At 66.5% G+C, this 15,887-nt stretch carries 19 protein-coding genes; all 19 read left to right on the top strand.

The window, feature by feature from the left end; genetic code table 11:
- Positions 1 to 238, top strand: a 238-nt coding sequence (locus ASE90_RS20575; protein WP_235531710.1) for a hypothetical protein, incomplete at its 5' end; no start/stop codon positions are given.
- A gap of 203 nt (positions 239 to 441) precedes the next feature.
- The gene (locus ASE90_RS07585) at positions 442 to 762 is read left to right on the top strand and encodes an AtpZ/AtpI family protein (RefSeq protein ID WP_055998530.1); all 321 of its coding nucleotides are present in this window, start codon (positions 442 to 444) and stop codon (positions 760 to 762) included.
- A gap of 37 nt (positions 763 to 799) precedes the next feature.
- Positions 800 to 1,585, top strand: a complete 786-nt coding sequence (locus ASE90_RS07580; RefSeq protein ID WP_055998528.1) for a F0F1 ATP synthase subunit A — start codon at positions 800 to 802, stop codon at positions 1,583 to 1,585.
- A 40-nt stretch (positions 1,586 to 1,625) separates the two neighbouring features.
- A complete protein-coding gene (locus ASE90_RS07575; protein ID WP_055998526.1) occupies positions 1,626 to 1,853 on the top strand; it encodes a F0F1 ATP synthase subunit C in 228 nt (75 codons plus the stop codon).
- Positions 1,854 to 1,958: 105 nt separating this feature from the next.
- Positions 1,959 to 2,450, top strand: a complete 492-nt coding sequence (locus ASE90_RS07570; RefSeq protein ID WP_055998524.1) for an ATPase — start codon at positions 1,959 to 1,961, stop codon at positions 2,448 to 2,450.
- Complete coding sequence (locus ASE90_RS07565) at positions 2,443 to 3,075, top strand: hypothetical protein (RefSeq protein WP_055998522.1); 633 nt, start codon at positions 2,443 to 2,445, stop codon at positions 3,073 to 3,075. Before ASE90_RS07570 ends, ASE90_RS07565 begins: the two co-directional genes overlap by 8 nt.
- 129 nt (positions 3,076 to 3,204) lie before the next feature.
- Positions 3,205 to 3,525, top strand: a complete 321-nt coding sequence (locus ASE90_RS07560; RefSeq protein WP_055998520.1) for a DMT family transporter — start codon at positions 3,205 to 3,207, stop codon at positions 3,523 to 3,525.
- A 458-nt stretch (positions 3,526 to 3,983) separates the two neighbouring features.
- Positions 3,984 to 4,928, top strand: a complete 945-nt coding sequence (locus ASE90_RS07555) for an alpha/beta hydrolase (protein ID WP_235531709.1) — start codon at positions 3,984 to 3,986, stop codon at positions 4,926 to 4,928.
- 482 nt (positions 4,929 to 5,410) lie between these two features.
- Positions 5,411 to 5,722, top strand: a complete 312-nt coding sequence (locus tag ASE90_RS07550) for a hypothetical protein (RefSeq protein ID WP_055998517.1) — start codon at positions 5,411 to 5,413, stop codon at positions 5,720 to 5,722.
- A gap of 1 nt (position 5,723) precedes the next feature.
- Complete coding sequence (locus ASE90_RS07545) at positions 5,724 to 6,713, top strand: oxidoreductase (protein ID WP_055998515.1); 990 nt, start codon at positions 5,724 to 5,726, stop codon at positions 6,711 to 6,713.
- A gap of 52 nt (positions 6,714 to 6,765) precedes the next feature.
- Positions 6,766 to 7,857: a GGDEF domain-containing protein gene (locus ASE90_RS07540; protein ID WP_055998512.1), complete on the top strand. Its 1,092-nt coding sequence runs from the start codon at positions 6,766 to 6,768 to the stop codon at positions 7,855 to 7,857.
- A gap of 39 nt (positions 7,858 to 7,896) precedes the next feature.
- The gene (gene uvrC, locus ASE90_RS07535) at positions 7,897 to 9,828 is read left to right on the top strand and encodes an excinuclease ABC subunit UvrC (RefSeq protein ID WP_055998510.1); all 1,932 of its coding nucleotides are present in this window, start codon (positions 7,897 to 7,899) and stop codon (positions 9,826 to 9,828) included.
- The gene (locus tag ASE90_RS07530) at positions 9,806 to 10,012 is read left to right on the top strand and encodes a type II toxin-antitoxin system CcdA family antitoxin (protein ID WP_055998509.1); all 207 of its coding nucleotides are present in this window, start codon (positions 9,806 to 9,808) and stop codon (positions 10,010 to 10,012) included. The genes uvrC and ASE90_RS07530 overlap by 23 nt, the downstream gene beginning before the upstream one ends.
- A gap of 75 nt (positions 10,013 to 10,087) precedes the next feature.
- Positions 10,088 to 11,041: a polysaccharide deacetylase family protein gene (locus tag ASE90_RS07525; RefSeq protein ID WP_055998508.1), complete on the top strand. Its 954-nt coding sequence runs from the start codon at positions 10,088 to 10,090 to the stop codon at positions 11,039 to 11,041.
- On the top strand, positions 11,038 to 11,949 hold the full coding sequence (locus ASE90_RS07520; protein ID WP_082449653.1) for a GNAT family N-acetyltransferase: 912 nt from the start codon (positions 11,038 to 11,040) through the stop codon (positions 11,947 to 11,949). The genes ASE90_RS07525 and ASE90_RS07520 overlap by 4 nt, the downstream gene beginning before the upstream one ends.
- Before the next feature lie 256 nt (positions 11,950 to 12,205).
- Positions 12,206 to 12,604: a hypothetical protein gene (locus ASE90_RS19635; protein WP_156361500.1), complete on the top strand. Its 399-nt coding sequence runs from the start codon at positions 12,206 to 12,208 to the stop codon at positions 12,602 to 12,604.
- A gap of 89 nt (positions 12,605 to 12,693) precedes the next feature.
- Positions 12,694 to 13,425 carry a DNA repair protein RecO gene (recO, locus tag ASE90_RS07510; RefSeq protein ID WP_055998502.1) on the top strand — a complete coding sequence of 244 codons (732 nt, stop codon included), beginning with the start codon at positions 12,694 to 12,696 and terminating at the stop codon, positions 13,423 to 13,425.
- Between the two features lie 73 nt (positions 13,426 to 13,498).
- Positions 13,499 to 14,542, top strand: a complete 1,044-nt coding sequence (leuB, locus tag ASE90_RS07505) for a 3-isopropylmalate dehydrogenase (protein ID WP_055998500.1) — start codon at positions 13,499 to 13,501, stop codon at positions 14,540 to 14,542.
- A 121-nt stretch (positions 14,543 to 14,663) separates the two neighbouring features.
- Positions 14,664 to 15,770, top strand: coding sequence for a glycosyltransferase family 2 protein (locus ASE90_RS07500; RefSeq protein ID WP_055998534.1), 1,107 nt, complete (start codon positions 14,664 to 14,666; stop codon positions 15,768 to 15,770).
- The last annotated feature ends 117 nt before the right edge of the window (positions 15,771 to 15,887 follow it).

The raw sequence follows: 15,887 nt of genomic DNA, 5'->3' as shown, positions 1-15,887 counted from the left end.
TCGCCCATTGGGCGTCGGTCAGAACAGATCGGTCCATCCGCAGCGTGAATCAGAAAATCCCAACCAATGGAATCCTGAAACTCAACAGGCCTTAGAGCGAGCGACCTTGATGATTTTGATCACCAGGGTCGTGAAAGCCATCATCAGCATTGCGACGCCGATAATGACCATTGCTGCGTCATGGTCCGTTGTCCTCACCTCCTCTGCGACCGATGGGTCGGTCGCACGGCGGGGGTAACGGATTCCTAGGATGTCGTCCTGTCTCATCTTCACGGCTTTCCAGATCGAAGTCAGTCGTCACTCCCCGTTCATCGTCCCGAAAGGTTTCGGCGCGAACGCTGTGGTTGACTCGAAACCGTCACCTTCCTAAAGCGCGCCTGCCTTGGCGGGCTCGCCATCCGGCGGATTCCGGCCCGGCCTTTGACGGTCCAGGGAGGAATCATGGCGGAGAACGAGCCTGGACTAGACCCCTTGCCCGAAGACGCCCGGATCACCTCGCTCGATGAGCGGCTGGATCGGGCGAAGAAGGATGAGGCGATCCGGACCGGTCAGGCGCGCGACGAAGCGGGGGAAAAGAACTACCGCCTCGGCAATCGCGTGCTGGCCGAATTGATCGGCGGAATGGTCGGGGGGGCGGTGATCGGGGGTACGCTCGATTATCTGCTCGGCACCTCGCCTTGGCTCCTGCTCGTGTTGCTGACCCTCGGGATCGTCAGCGCGTTCAGGAACATCATCAGGATTTCGAACCGGCGCCCGGACTGAAAGTTTTGGGCGCCTTGGCATATCGGGGCGAAGCGACGTGGCGCAGGCAGGCAAGATCGATCCGATGCACCAGTTCGAGGTGCAGACGATCTTCAACATTCCGCTCGGCGATTCCGTCCTGCCGTTCACCAATTCGGCGCTGTGGATGATCGTCGCGGCGGTCGCGTTGTTCGTGTTCATGATCGGCGGCATGAAGCAGCAGCTGGTGCCCGGCCGCTGGCAGATGGCGGTCGAGGGCTTCACCGGCTTCATCGACAAGCTGTTGGCGGCGAATATCGGGCATGAAGGGCGCAAGTATTTGCCCTACGTCTTCTCGCTGTTCATGTTCATCCTGTTCGCGAACGTCGTCGGGCTGCTGCCCTTCGGCCTGATCGGGCTGCACCCGTTCACCGTCACCAGCCACTTCACCGTGACCGGCGTCCTCGCCATCGCCAGCTTCTCGATCGTGCTGATTGTCGGCCTGTTCAAGCACGGCCTGCGCTTCTTCACCCTGTTCGCCCCGAAGGGCACGCCGGTTCCGGTGCTGCTGTTGGTCGCGCCGATCGAGTTCGTGTCGTTCATGGTCCGCCCGTTCAGCCTCGCGCTACGGCTGTTCGTGGCGATGACGGCGGGCCACATCCTGCTGAAGGTGCTGGCGGGTTTCATCATCAATTCGACTGCCGCCGGTGCGGGCATCGGCGTGCTGGTCGGCGTGCCGAGCTTCGCGCTGATGGTCGGCGTGTCGGCCCTCGAAATGCTGGTCGCCGGCGTGCAGGCCTATGTCTTCGCGCTGCTGACCTCGCTCTACATCAACGATGCCGTGCACCTGCACGACCATCACTGATCCCAACCCAAACTGATATTTTTCCAAGGGAGTTTTCGACATGGAAGCAGACGCCATCAAGTTCCTCGGCGCCGGTCTGGCCGCCATCGGTGCCGGCCTTGCGGCACTCGGCGTGGGCAACGTCTTCGCCGCTTTCCTGCAGGGCGCACTGCGCAACCCGTCGGCCGCTGCCAGCCAGCAGGGCAACATGTTCATCGGCTTCGCCGCCGCCGAACTTCTCGGCCTGCTGGCGTTCGTCGTTGCAGTGCTGCTGATCTTCGTCGCGTAACTGCGTGACGCCCGGCGCGGGGTTGCCCGCGCCGGATCTCCGGCCCCATGGGCCGGTTTCGGCCGGACGATGGCGTCCGGTCGACCAGACAATACGGGACGTTTCATGCCGCAAATCGAGCAGCTCGCCGCGACCTGGGGGTCGCAGGTCTTCTGGCTGGTGCTGACCTTCGGCATCGTGTTTCTGGTCGTCGGCCTTGGCATGGTGCCCAAGGTACAGGGCACGGTCGACCAGCGCGATCAGGGCATCGCCGCCGATCTGGCCGCGGCCGATCAGGCGCGCAGCACCGCCGATGCCACCGAAGCCGCATGGCGTACCCGCGAAAATGCAAGCCGCGAGGCTGCGCAGAAGCTGTTGGCCGAAGCACGTGCCAAGGGCGCTGCTGCTACCGCCGAACGGCTGGCTGCTGCCAATGCCGATGTGCAGGTCCGCGTCGCTAAGGCCGAAGCCGACATCGCTGCGCAGCGCAACGCTGCGATGGCAGAAGTCGAACAGGTCGCTGCCGAAGCGGCGCAGGCGATCGTCGCGCGCGTGTCGGGCATTCAGGTCAGCGAACAGGACGCGCAAGGCGCGGTAAAGGCGGTGCTTCATGGCTAATCCGACCACGGCCGTACATGGCAGCCCGACGCTGAACGAAGCGATCCACGAGGAAGGTCTGACCAAGACCGGCGTGAGCGCCGTCGAGAGCGAGCATGGCAGCACCACCGCCGCCAACCATCCCGATCCCACCGCGTTCGGGCTCGACGGCACCGGGTGGGTCAGCGCGGCGATGTTCGTGTTCCTGGCCGTGCTGTTGTTCAAGGGCGTACCGACCGTGATCGGCCGGCTGCTCGACGGGCAGATCGCGGTGATCCGCACCCGTCTCGACGAAGCGCGCAAGCTGCGTGCCGAAGCCGAGGCGTTGCGCGACGAATATACTGCGAAGATCGCCGGGATCGAGGCACAGGCCGCCGAAATGGTCGCCCATGCCGAGGCCGAAGCGCAGGGGCTGCTGGCCAAGGCCGAAGCCGATGCCGCCGACCTGACCCAACGTCGCGCCAAGATGGCGACCGACAAGATCGCCGCCGCCGAGCGCGCCGCCATCGCCGAGGTCCGCGCGACCGCCGCCGATGCCGCCGCCAAGGCCGCGACCGCACTGATCTCGACGCATCTGTCGGGCGACGCCGATCGCGTGCTGATCGACCGGACGATTGCCGGTCTGGGTGGCAACCGGCTGAACTGACCGACGTTTACCGACGCGTGTGCGCCGCCCTGCCGATCCGGCCGGGCGGCGTTTCGCGTTTTGGGGTGGCGCCTCTTTCGGGTTTCCGGCGCGCCCTCCCATCACCGAGCCCGCTAAAGGAGAAACGCCATGGCATGGGCCATCCTGGCGGTTGCGGTCGTGTGCGAGGTCATCTGGGCGCTCAGCCTGAAATGGGCGGCGGGGCAGGGGACGCTGTTGGCGTCGTCGGTGCCGATCGGCCTGTCGTTCGTGAACATGGCGTTGCTGGCGCTGGCGATGCGCGGCATTCCGGCGGGGACAGCCTATGCGGTGTGGACCGGGCTGGGCGCGATCGGCGTCATCATCGGCGGGGCGCTGCTGTTCGGCGAACGGATCGCCCCGTTGCAGGCCGGGTTCATGGTCCTGATCGTGGTCGGTGTCGCGGGAACCAAGCTGTTCGCGCAGGGATGATTTTCGTCCGTGGAAGGTTGCGAAGGTTACACCTTTTCGACCTTTGGCGCGGTAGTCTGGACGGTCATTTCAAAGAACGGATCGAGTGTAGTTTGCCGATTCCGTGTAGGAAAGTGGTAAGAAAAGCACTTCATAACAATGGGATAGGACCCGATCTAACTTAATGGACGGCGGGGTGGGATGCTGGTGGAGGCTGTCGGGCGATGCCTGATCGTGCCGCCGGGGCGTGGAAGTGGACACAGGCGGGTCGTCGCGGTGGTCCGGCCGGTTCGCCGGGTAATCCGGAACGGTTCGGATCGGTCCCCTCGCCCGGGCAACGGTGTGCTGCGCAACGGAACTACCGCCGTCGGGCCGGGCAGTAGATTCGCCGCCAACACTGCCGTTAACGCTAACAAAATCATTGGACAATAGGTGCGTGCCTGCCGATACTCCCCTGATAATACAGGGAGAAGATGGTCATGACGGGTACGAAACACGTGCGTCTCCGCGCGTTGACGCGGACGATTGGCGGGGCGTTGATCGCGGTAGCGACACCGGCGCTGGCGCAAAGCGACAAGATGGAGCCGATCGCGGTCCCGGCGCAGCCGGATGCGATCCCGCTGAAGACCGGCACGCTGCCCGACGCCAAGGCGCGCGAGGTGTGGCACCAGCAATATGGCAGCGTGTTCGCGCGCAACGTCACCGACGCGACGCTGACGCCGTTCCTGCCCGATCCGGCCAAGGCCAATGGCACGGCGGTGATCGTCGCGCCGGGCGGCGGGTTCCGCACGCTGTCGATGCAGAACGAGGGTTGGGACGTCGCCAAGGCGCTGGCGGCGCGCGGCGTGGCGGCGTTCGTGCTGAAATACCGGCTGAACCAGACGCCCGCCGATATGGCCGGGTTCGAACAGTCGATGACCGCCATGTTCTCGGCCACCGCACAGCGTCCGCCCCGGCCGAACCCGGCCAGCGCCGCGAACGCGCTGGCACCGCAGATCGCCGATGCCAATGCGGCGTTCGCGCTGGTCCGTTCGCGCGCCGGCGAATGGAAGGTCGATCCCAACCGGATCGGGATGATCGGCTTTTCGGCCGGCGCCATGCTAACGATGGCGACGACGCTGTCGTCGAATGCGGCGAAGCCGGCCTTTATCGGCGACATCTATGGCCCGTTGTCCGCCGCGACCGTGCCCGCCGATGCCCCGCCGCTGTTCGTGGCGCTGGCCGCCGACGATCCGTTCTTCGCCAATGCCGGGTTCGGGCTGATCGATTCGTGGAAGGCGGCGAAGCGGCCGGTCGAGTTCCACCTGTACGAACAGGGTGGCCACGGTTTCGGCATGTATCCGAAGGCGACGACCAGCACCGGTTGGTTCGAGGCGTTTGCCAAGTGGATGGAAATGCATGGCTGGATGAAGCGGGCGGGGTAAGGTTGTCGTCGCGGTGTTGAGGGTGGGGTTTCGGTTCCGTTGGCGTCAGCAGCGGGGCGTTTGCCGCTGCTGCCGGGGTATGGTCGGGGCTGTCCGGCCGGCCTTTCGGATTTGATCCGAGGGCTCCGTTTTCCTGCTGGCGAAGGAGAAGATGCGGAACCCCGGCTAGAGGCAAGATCTCTGCGAACGTCGCAAGCTTTGCCAAAGACGCACCGTACCCTCGTGCAGGCGGGGGCAGAGCCAGGGATGACAACGGCTTGCGCCTGGAACCCTGGACCCCCGCCTGCGCGGGGGTACGGCAGGGGGCGGGAACCGGTAGTTTCGCGGAGGTTTCGCACAAGCCCGGGGTGACGAAATCGTCGGCGATGGGCGCGGCTATTGCCTTGGCATGGTTCGGGACCGGTCAACCTATCCCGCTTGGCGCGGGGCGGGCGGGGCGCTACGTTCCGGGCCGGGCGAACAGGCCCGTGGAGAGATTGCCGATGAAACTGCTCCTTACCGCCGCCTTGCTGGCGATGCCGATCGCCGCCACCGCCCAGACCGCGCCGGCCGCTGCACTCAGCACCGCCGCGCCGGCCGCCGCCAAACTGACCATCGACAGCAGTATCGAAACGATCGCCGCCGACCCGAAGGGCAAGGCCATCCTCGAGGCGACCTTTCCGGGGATGCTGGCGCACGCAGCCTATGCGTCGTTCAAGGGCATGAGCCTGAAGCAGGTCCAGCCCTATGCCAATGGCGCGATCACCGACGCGCAGGTGGCGAAGGTCGCCGCCGAGCTGACGAAGCTCAGCTGAGATGGTGCGCGTCGGCCTGATCGGGTTCGGCCTTGCCGGGGCGTCGTTCCACGCGCCGCTGATCGCGACCGTCGAGGGCATGGAACTGGCCGCGATCGCCACGTCGCGGCCGATCGACCGGTTTCCGGCGGCGATACGATACGACGATCCGCACGCGCTGATCGAGGACGCCAGCCTCGACCTGGTGGTGATTGCCACGCCGAACGACAGCCATGCGCCGCTGGCACAGGCGGCGCTGGCGGCGGGGCGGCATGTCGTGGTCGACAAGCCGCTGGCCACCGACGATACCGATGCGGTGGCGCTGGCGCAGCTGGCGCGCGGGACGGGGCGGTTGCTGAGCGTGTTTCACAATCGCCGTTGGGACAGCGACTTCCTGACGGTCGCGCGGTTGCTGCGCGAGGATGCGCTGGGCGAGGTGATGTTGGCCGAGTTCCGCTGGGACCGGTTCCGCCCGGCGATCAAGCCGGGTTGGCGCGAGGAAGGCGGGCCGGGCAGCGGGCTGCTCAACGATCTGGGGCCGCATATGATCGATCAGGCGATTCACCTGTTCGGGATGCCCGATGCGGTTGCGGGCGATGTCACGCAGCAGCGCGAACAGGCGGGCGTCGACGATTATTTCGAGGTCGTGCTGCGCTATGGCGCGCGGCGGGTGACGATCGGGTCGGCGTCGCTGGTCGCGGCACCGCGCCCCCGCTTTGCACTGCACGGGACCAAGGGCAGCTTCGTCAAATACGGCATCGATCCGCAGGAGGCGGTGCTGCGGGCGGGCGGGATGCCGACCGACAGCGGATATGGCATCGAACCCGACGCGCAATGGGGCGTGCTGACCGATGGTATCGGTACTGCGCGGCCCGTGCGATCGGAAGCGGGCGATTGGCGCGGCTTTTACCGCGCGATGCGCGATGCGGTGCGCGGCGCGGGCGAGGTGCCGGTCGATCCGGCCGATGCGGTGCGCGGATTGCGGATCATCGCGGCGGCGGGGGCGGGATAATACGGCGTATCGTGACCGGCTGTTAATGCTCGCCGGCTACTGGTGACGGTCGATGTTCGACCTTCCCGACGTCTCGACGCTGCGCCAGTGCAGCATCCTGTGCAGCGCGTCCTATGCCGCGGTGTTCTTCGTTATGTCCGCGGGGCAAAGCTGGTATCGGTGCTGGGGATGGGGGGCCGGCGCCTATTGCGCCTCGCTGGTCATCGGCGGCCTGTTCGAGAATATCCTTCCCCCGTGGGGGTATGCCTTGATCGACGGCATCCTCTGCCTTTCGATGGCGCTGGTGCTGGCCGGTGTCCGGCGCTTCGATGGGGTACGGGGCTTCGCGCCGTGGATGTGGGGTGTGGTCGTGGTGACGGCGATCGTGCCCACGGTTGCGGAGATCGTGTTCGGGGCGGGGGGCGTATCGTCGGCTATCTGGTCGTTGACGATGGCGGTCTGCTCGTTCAGCCTCGCCGTGCCGCTGGCTGTCAGCCGCGCGACCGACGGGACCGTGCGACCGCGGCGGATCGCCGGCTGGCTGCTGATCCTGTACGTACCCGTCTATCTGGCCGTCGCGGTCGCTGATCTGATCGCGCCACGGTTGGCGCCGGCGCTGGAGGCAGTGCCCTTTCTTGCCGATCAATTGCTGTTCGGCGCGGGCAATCTGGCGTTGTTGTGGATACCGGCGTCGCACTCGCAACAGCGGTTGCGCGATACGGCGTTGCGCGATCCGTTGACCGGCGTCTGGAATCGCGCGGCGCTGGCGGCGAATGCCGCCGCCCTGCTGGTGCCGGGCCGGGTCGCGCTGCTGATCGATGTCGACCGGTTCAAGGCGATCAACGACCAGCAAGGTCATGCGGCCGGCGACCGGGTGCTGGTGGCGATCGCGACGGTCCTGCAACAGGGTGCCGGCGGCGATTTCGTCGTGCGGCTGGGCGGCGACGAATTTCTGGTCATCACGACCGCCGACGATCCGGTACGGGCCGCCGAACAGATCCGCCTGCGCGCCGACTGTAGCGAAGCCGGGCTGCCGGCATGGACGCTGAGCATCGGGGCCGCGCGGATCGAACCCGGCGACCGGTCGATCGACGACGTCATGCAGCGCGCCGACCTGCTGATGTACCGTACGAAGGCGCTCGGTCGCACCGCCGTCGTGGCTTGACGCTGGCGTTGGCGCAACGCGCTCCCTAAATCGGGCATAATGTCGGATACACCCAACGCCCCTAATCGCTTCAACGAGGACAAGGCCAGCTTCACCGTGCGCGGGTCGGATGCGCCGGATATCGATGCCGGGGTCGCCGCTATCCGCAACGTGCTGGCGACGCTGCCGGTGCGGCCGGGCGTGTACCGGATGCAGGATGCGCGCGGCGAGGTGTTGTATGTCGGCAAGGCGCGGGCGCTGAAGAACCGCGTCGCCAACTATACACAGGTGTCGCGGCTGACGAAGCGGTTGCAGCGCATGGTCGCGCAGACGCGGTCGATGACGATCGTCACGACGAACAACGAGGCGGAGGCGCTGCTGCTCGAAGCGCAGCTCATCAAACGCTATCGCCCGCCGTACAACGTGCTGCTGCGCGACGACAAGTCGTTCCCGTTCATCCTGCTGCGCGCCGATCACGACTTTCCGCGCATTCAGAAGCACCGTGGCGCGCGGCGGGCGAAGGGCGATTATTACGGTCCCTTTGCCAGCGCCGGTTCGGTGACGCAGACGCTGAACGCGTTGCAAAAGCTGTTCCTGCTCAGATCGTGCACCGATGGTTTCTTCAAGACGCGCGACCGGCCGTGCCTGCTGTACCAGATCAAGCGTTGTTCGGCGCCGTGCGTCGGGCGGATCGATCAGGCGGCCTATGCCGAACTGATCGGCGACGCGAAGGACTTTCTCGGCGGCAAGTCGACCAAGGTGCAGGCGAAGCTGGGCGTGCAGATGCAGGCGGCGGCGGAGGCGATGGATTTCGAACTCGCCGCGGTGCTGCGCGACCGGCTGAAGGCGCTGACCTTCATCCAGGGCAGTCAGGCGATCAATGCGGATGGCGTCGGCGATGCCGATGTCTTTGCGATGGCGTGTCTGGAGGGGGTGATCGGCATCCAGGCGTTCTTCATCCGCGGCGGGCAGAATTGGGGGCATCGCAGCTTCTTTCCCGCGCATACCAACGAGGTGCCCGAGGACGAGGTGCTGTCGGCGTTCCTGATGCAGTTCTACGAAGAGGTGCCGCCGCCGCGCAACGTCTTCGTCGATCGCGAACTGGCGGAGGGCGAGGTGCTGGCCGAGGCGATGGCCGAGCGGGCCGGGTTCAAGGTCGCGCTGTCGGTGCCGCAGCGCGGCGTCCGGAGGCGACTGCTCGATCAGGCGAAGCGCAATGCCGACGAAGCCCTGCAGCGGCGCAATGCGGAGTCGACGACGCAGGCGCGGCTGCTGCGCGAGGTTGCCGAGCTGTTCGAACTGGAAGGGCCGCCCGACCGGATCGAGGTCTATGACAACAGCCATATCCAGGGGACCAACGCGCTGGGGGCGATGGTCGTCGCCGGACCGGAGGGGTTCCGCAAGGGCCAGTATCGCAAGTTCAACATCAAGCAGGCGCAGACCAACGACGACTTCGCGATGATGAAGGAGGTGCTGACCCGCCGCTTCGCCCGTGCGCAGGAGGAGAATCCCGATCGCGAGACCGATCGCGACGGCAATGGCTGGCCCGACCTCGTGCTGATCGATGGCGGCAAGGGGCAGTTGAGCGCGGCGAAGGCGGTGCTGGAGGATCTGGGCATCGAGGATGTGTGCATGGTCGGCGTGGCGAAGGGGCCGAATCACGGGCGCGACGGGCGCGAGGTGTTCCACCTGATGGACGGGCGCGAACTGACGCTGCCGGTCAATTCGCCGGTGCTGTTCTATCTGCAGCGGCTGCGCGACGAGGTCCACCGCTTCGTGATCGGCGCGCATCGCGACAAACGGTCGAAGGCGATCGGCGTCAGCCCGCTCGACGAGGTGCCCGGCATCGGGCCGGCGCGGAAAAAGGCGCTGCTGATGCATTTCGGCACGGCGCGGGCGGTGCGTAACGCCAGCCTTGCCGATCTGCAAAAGGCACCCGGGGTAAGCAAGGCGATGGCGCAGGGGGTCTATGACTATTTCCACAGCCGCTGAACCGGTCGCGATCGACGCGGCGTTGCTGGCCCGCGCGCGGAGGGCAGGGGTCGACGTGGCGGCCACCTGTCACGCGGCGCTGGCACGCGCGACCGAGGAGGCCGGTCGGGCGGTGCAGCGGTCGGAAAGCGCCGCGGCGATCGCCGAATGGAATGACTGGGCCGGTTCGCCGCCGACCGGTTAGGATGATACGTCCCGACCTTGTCGACGGCGGCCGCTGCTTCACCGGTTGTTTACGCGTAGCGGGCAGGACAGGACCATGACGACCCCCGTCTTCCTGACGATCGATACCGAATTGATGTGGCGGCACCATGCCGCCGGTCTGCCGGCCGACACGGTGGTGCAGTGCTCGCTCGAACCCGCCGGGGTCGGGGTGACGTGGCAGCTCGAACGGCTGCGGGTGCATGGGTTGAAGGCATGTTTCTTCGTCGATCCGCTGCCCGCTCGGCTCTATGGCATGGCGGCGATCGCGCCGACCGTCGAGGCGATCCTGTCGGCGGGGCAGGAGGTGCAACTGCACCTCCACCCCAATTGGGCTCGGGCTACGCTGGCGGACCGGCGGCGCGCGCATGTGTTCGAACTGGTCGACCTGTCGCGACAGGCGCAGCAGGACTTGCTGGGCGAGGCGCGCGACCTGTTGCGGGCCGCCGGTGCGCCCGTTCCGGTCGCGTTCCGTGCGGGCAGCTATAGCGCCAATGACGTGACGCTCGATGCGCTGGCGGCGCTCGGCTTTGCCTATGACAGCAGCCATAATGGCGCGCACCATCCATGGCCGAGCATGATCGCGCTGTCGCCCGATCGGATCGCGCCGGTTGAGCATCGCGGGCTGATCGAAGTGCCGGTGACGACGATCGCCATGCCCGGCGGCGGGCGGCGGCATTTTCAGATCTGTGCGCTGTCGGCCGCCGAAATGCGCGCTGCGCTGATCCATGCCGCTGCGGCGACCCATGCGGCGGTGACGATCGTCAGCCACGGTTTCGAACTCGCCAATCGAGCGGGCACGCGCGCCAACCGCGTTCATGTCCGCCGGTTCGAAACCTTGTGCCGCACGCTGGCCGCCGATGCCGATCGCCTGCCGACGACCCACTTCCGCGACCGTCCGCCGCTGCGGCTGGGGCAGGACGACCGGCCACTTCCGGCCAGCGCGCTCAGGACGCGGTGGCGGCAGGTCGAACAGCTCTGGTCGAACCTGATCGAGGAACGCGCGGCGTGACGCCGGTCCAGCCCTGGCCGATCAAGTTCCAGATCGGGGCGCGGACGCTGTTTTCGGTGCGGCGGCGGCTGGTGCGGGTGCCGATGGAATTGCGCGACGTGCTGGCGGGCGCGGTACCGGTGCTGCCGCCGCTGCCCAAGGGGGCGGATGGCTGGTCGGTGACTTCGCTGCCCGAACCGTTGATGCCGGCGGTCGTGCCGAATGCCGGGATCGTGTTCGTCCGGCAGCAATATACCCGCTATCACACCGACCTGACGATCGGGTTCGACGCATGGTTTGCCGCGCTGTCGGGCAACGCGCGGTCGAGCCTGAAGCGCAAGCGCAAGAAGCTGGCCGAGGCGAACGACGGCACGCTTGACGTGCGGACCTATCGCACCGCGCAGGAACTGGCCGAGTTTCACGGGCTGGCACGGACGGTCGCGGCGCGGACCTATCAGGAAAAGCTGCTCGGCGCGGGGCTGCCGGGTGACATCCCGTTTCGCGCGGTGATGCAGGGCAAGGGCGCGCGGGGCGAGGCGTTCGGCTGGTTGCTCTTCGTGGGCGGCACGCCGATCGCCTATCTCTATTGCCCGCTGACCAGCGGTGACGTGCGGTACGACTATGTCGGGCACGATCCGTCGTGGGGCGAATGGTCGCCGGGCAGCGTGTTGCATCTGGAGGCGTTCCGGACGTTGTTTGCGGAGCCGGCGGCGCTGCGGTTCGACTTCACCGAAGGGGAAGGGCAGCATAAGCGCCAGTTCGCGACCGGCGGGACGGTGTGTGTGGACTTGCTGTTGTTGCGCGACAGTCGGGCCAATCGGGCTACGGTGCGGGCGTTGCAGGCGTTCGATGGGGCGGTCGAGCGGGTGAAGCGGGCGCGGGACTGGCCGGTGGTCGGGACGATGATGTCGAGGGTTCGGCGGGGCTAAGCTCCGATCGACATTCAGCCGCAACGAAGCCTACCTCGCTTCCTTCCTTGCAGAGGGGGCGGGGGTGGGTAGGCCCGGAAGGGAGGGTAAGCGTTCCACAATAGGCCAACCCACCCCCGGCCCCCCCCTTCCAAGGCAGGGAGATGACGGCGCGCGGTCGAACGTCGATCTGGTCTTGGCCTGCCGAAAATGGCCGCACGGCCCCTGATACTTCTGATCATATTGCCGACGTCCGCCGTTCTAGCGATAATTCGAAATGCTTGTCCGCAACTCGATCATCGCGCTTCTTGCGTTAACGACCCTGGGTTGCTCCGAGGAGGAGCATAACGGGAGCCGCTGGATCGTACTCATCGTACCTCTCGAGAAGAAACTGGTTGCCGACAACCTGATCAGTGGAACTGGTGAGCCGAGTCTCGAAGGTCCATTTCCTGACGCGACGGGACTCACGCAAGCACTCTATAAATGCGGCCAGTTGAGCTTCGATGTCATTAATAGTAGCGTGCATGACGAGGCGGCCGCGTTTCGTAGCAACGGACACGATTTAACTACGATCAAGTGTGTTGCCAAAGTGATACCTGCTGATTTTACTGCCGCATATACTTCCGATCCAGTTGATATGGACTCCGGTCGATTCGAATTCATCAGAGGCATCTGAGAATCAGATTTCCATACAGTCGCGCGGAAGCGGACGTTGCCTAATTCGATGATTTCGCGCGTCGCCTCGAACCCTGCTAAACCCACCCCATGCACCTGAACACCACCGCCATCCTGCTCTCGTCGCGCCCGCATGGCGAGCATGGCGCGGTCGTTCGTGCCCTGACCGCCGAGGCGGGCGTCCAGCCCGGCTATGTGCGCGGCGGGCGGAGTCGGGCGATCCGGCCGGTGTTGCAGCCGGGCAATCTGATCCGCGGCGACTGGCGGGCGCGGACCGATACGCAGTTGGCGGCGCTGACCGTCGAACTGGTCGAGAGCCGTGCGCCACTGTTCGCCGAACCGGTGCCGGCGGCGGCGATTGACTGGATGTGTGCGCTGACCGCCTATGCCTTGCCCGAGGCGCAGGCCTATCCGCGCATCCATGCTGCGCTCGACGGACTGTTCGCGGCGATCGCCGCGGCACCGGCGGCGCGGGCGTGGATCGGCGCGCTGGTGCGAACCGAGTTGCTGATCCTGTCCGAACTCGGATTCGGGCTGGCGCTCGACGAATGTGTCGCGACCGGCGCGCGCGACGACCTGACCCATGTTAGCCCCAGGAGCGGCGGCGCGGTGTCGCGCGCGGCGGCGGTCGGGCTGGAGCATCGGTTGCTGACACTGCCCGCGTTTCTGGCGGAGGGCGGGCCGGCGAGCTGGGACGCGGCGTTCGAGGGGCTGGCACTGTCGGGCCATTTCCTGACCCGCGACCTGCTGGGGGGCAGGGGGCAGGACATCCTCGCCGCGCGGGAACGGATGGTCGAGCGACTGAAAAGGACGGTTGCGTGACCCGCCCGGCTTGGGGCAGGGGCTTTTGCCGATGGAGCCGCGCAATGTTCGTGCGCGAAACGGGAATGACGCAATGGCCTTGATCGCGATACTGCCCGGCGACGGGATCGGACCGGAAGTGGTGGCGGCGGCGCGGCGGGTGCTCGACGGGCTCGATCTGGGGCTGACGTTCGAGAAAGCGCCGGTCGGTGGTGCCGCCTATCGCGCGCATGGCCACCCGCTGCCGCCCGCGACGCTCGACCTTGCGAAACGGGCCGATGCGGTGCTGTTCGGCGCAGTCGGTGACCCGGAATTCGACAATGTCGCGCGTGAACACCGCCCCGAACAGGCGATCCTCGGCCTGCGCAAGGCATTGGGACTGTTCGCCAATCTGCGCCCGGCCAAGCTGTTCGCGGGGCTTGAGGATGCGTCCGCGCTTCGCCCCGAAGTTGCCGCCGCGATCGACATGGTGATCGTGCGCGAGCTGACCGGCGACGTCTATTTCGGTGACAAGGGGCGCGGTACGACGGCGGATGGCCTGCGCGAGGGTCATGACCTGATGCGCTATGACGAGGCCGAGGTCGAACGCATCGCCCGCGTCGCGTTCGACACCGCACGGACCCGCAACCACCGGCTGTGTTCGGTCGACAAGGCGAACGTCCTCGAAACCTCGCAATTGTGGCGCGACGTGGTGATCGAGGTGTCGGCCGACTATCCGGATGTCGCGCTGACCCACATGTATGTCGACAATGCCGCGATGCAGCTGGTGCGCAATCCGGGGCAGTTCGACGTGATCGTTACCGGCAACCTGTTCGGCGATATCCTGTCGGATCAGGCGAGCATGTGCGCCGGATCGATCGGGATGCTGCCGTCGGCGGCGATCAATCAGGACAAGAAGGGGCTGTACGAGCCGATCCATGGATCGGCCCCCGATATCGCCGGGCAGGGCAAGGCGAACCCGCTGGCGACGATCCTGTCGGCGGCGATGATGCTGCGCCATTCGCTTGGGGAGGCCGAGGCTGCCGACCGGATCGAGGCGGCGGTGACGGCGGCGCTGGTTGCTGGGCATCGCACGCCCGATCTGGGTGGGCGTGCCACGACCGGGGAGATGGCGGACGCGGTGCTGGCGGCGCTTTGAATTCCCGTTCCGCCTTCGTCATCCCGGCGCAGGCCGGGATCCACCGCGCCGCATAATCGATGGCTACGGTGCTTGCGGAACCTTGGATCCCGGCCTGCGCCGGGATGACGGGGAGGGTGGCGTGACGCTCGACCTCGCCATCGTCGTGCCCGTCTTCAACGAGCGCGGCAACGTGCCGCTGCTGGTCGCGGCGCTCGACACGGCACTGGCGGGGTTCGCTTGGGAGGCGATCTTCGTCGATGACGACAGCCCCGACGGCACCGCCGATGTCGTGCGGGAGATCGCCCGCAGCGACCCGCGCATCCGCGTGCTGCAACGGATCGGTCGCCGCGGGCTGTCGACGGCCTGTATCGAGGGGATGTGCGCCACCGCCGCGCCGCTGGTCGCGGTGATCGATGGCGACCTGCAACATGACGAGGCATTGTTGCCGCGCATGGCGGCGGCGCTGGCGGGTGATCGGGCGATCGATCTGGTGATCGGATCGCGCTTCGTCGACGGTGGCGGGACGGGGGCGTGGGATGCCGATCGCGTCGCCAAATCGGCGCTGGCCACCCGGTTGTCGCGGCGGGTGCTGAAGGCCGATCTGTCCGATCCGATGAGCGGTTTCTTCATGATCCGCAGCGACGTGGTGCGGGGCGTCGCGCCGCGCCTGTTGGGGATCGGGTTCAAGATCCTGCTCGACATCCTGACCGCCGCGCCGGTGCCGCTGCGCTTCGTCGAGCTGCCCTATGTGTTCCGCACGCGCGCGGTGGGGGAGAGCAAGCTCGACCATGTCGTGGCGCTCGAATATCTGATCGCGCTGTACGACCGGATGTTCGGGCGGGTGGTGCCGGTGCGGTTCGTCATGTTCTCCGCGATCGGCGCGGCGGGGGCGATCGTGCATCTCGCGGCGCTGGGACTGTTCCTCGAACTGGGCGGCGGGTTCGTCATGGCGACGATCGTTGCGACGATGGTGGCGATGACGTTCAACTTCTTCCTGAACAACCATCTGACCTATCGCGACCGGCGGCTGCGCGGAGTGCGGGCGTTGGTCAACGGCTGGCTGTCGTTCTGCGCGGTGTGTTCGGTGGGGGCGGTCGCCAATGTCGGGCTGGCGGCGTTCCTGTATGACGTGCGCGGCGGGGCGTGGGCGCTGCCGGCATTGGCGGGGATCGCGGTCGGGGCAGTGTGGAATTTCGCGCTGTCGTCGCGCTTTACCTGGGGGCGGTATGGGCGGCGGGCGACCTAGCTGTTTGATCCCGCGGTTTGATGGTGCGATCCTTTCGTTGGAATGGAAGGAAGCCGTATGGGACAGGTTCGTCACGGGAGCGCCACGACCACGCACGCCGTCCGAGCAGCAATACAG

Origin of the sequence: Sphingomonas sp. Leaf67, from assembly GCF_001421965.1 — a bacterium.
In the GTDB taxonomy this organism is placed as follows: Bacteria; Pseudomonadota; Alphaproteobacteria; order Sphingomonadales; family Sphingomonadaceae; genus Sphingomonas.
This window is presented reverse-complemented; position numbering and strand designations above follow the sequence as displayed.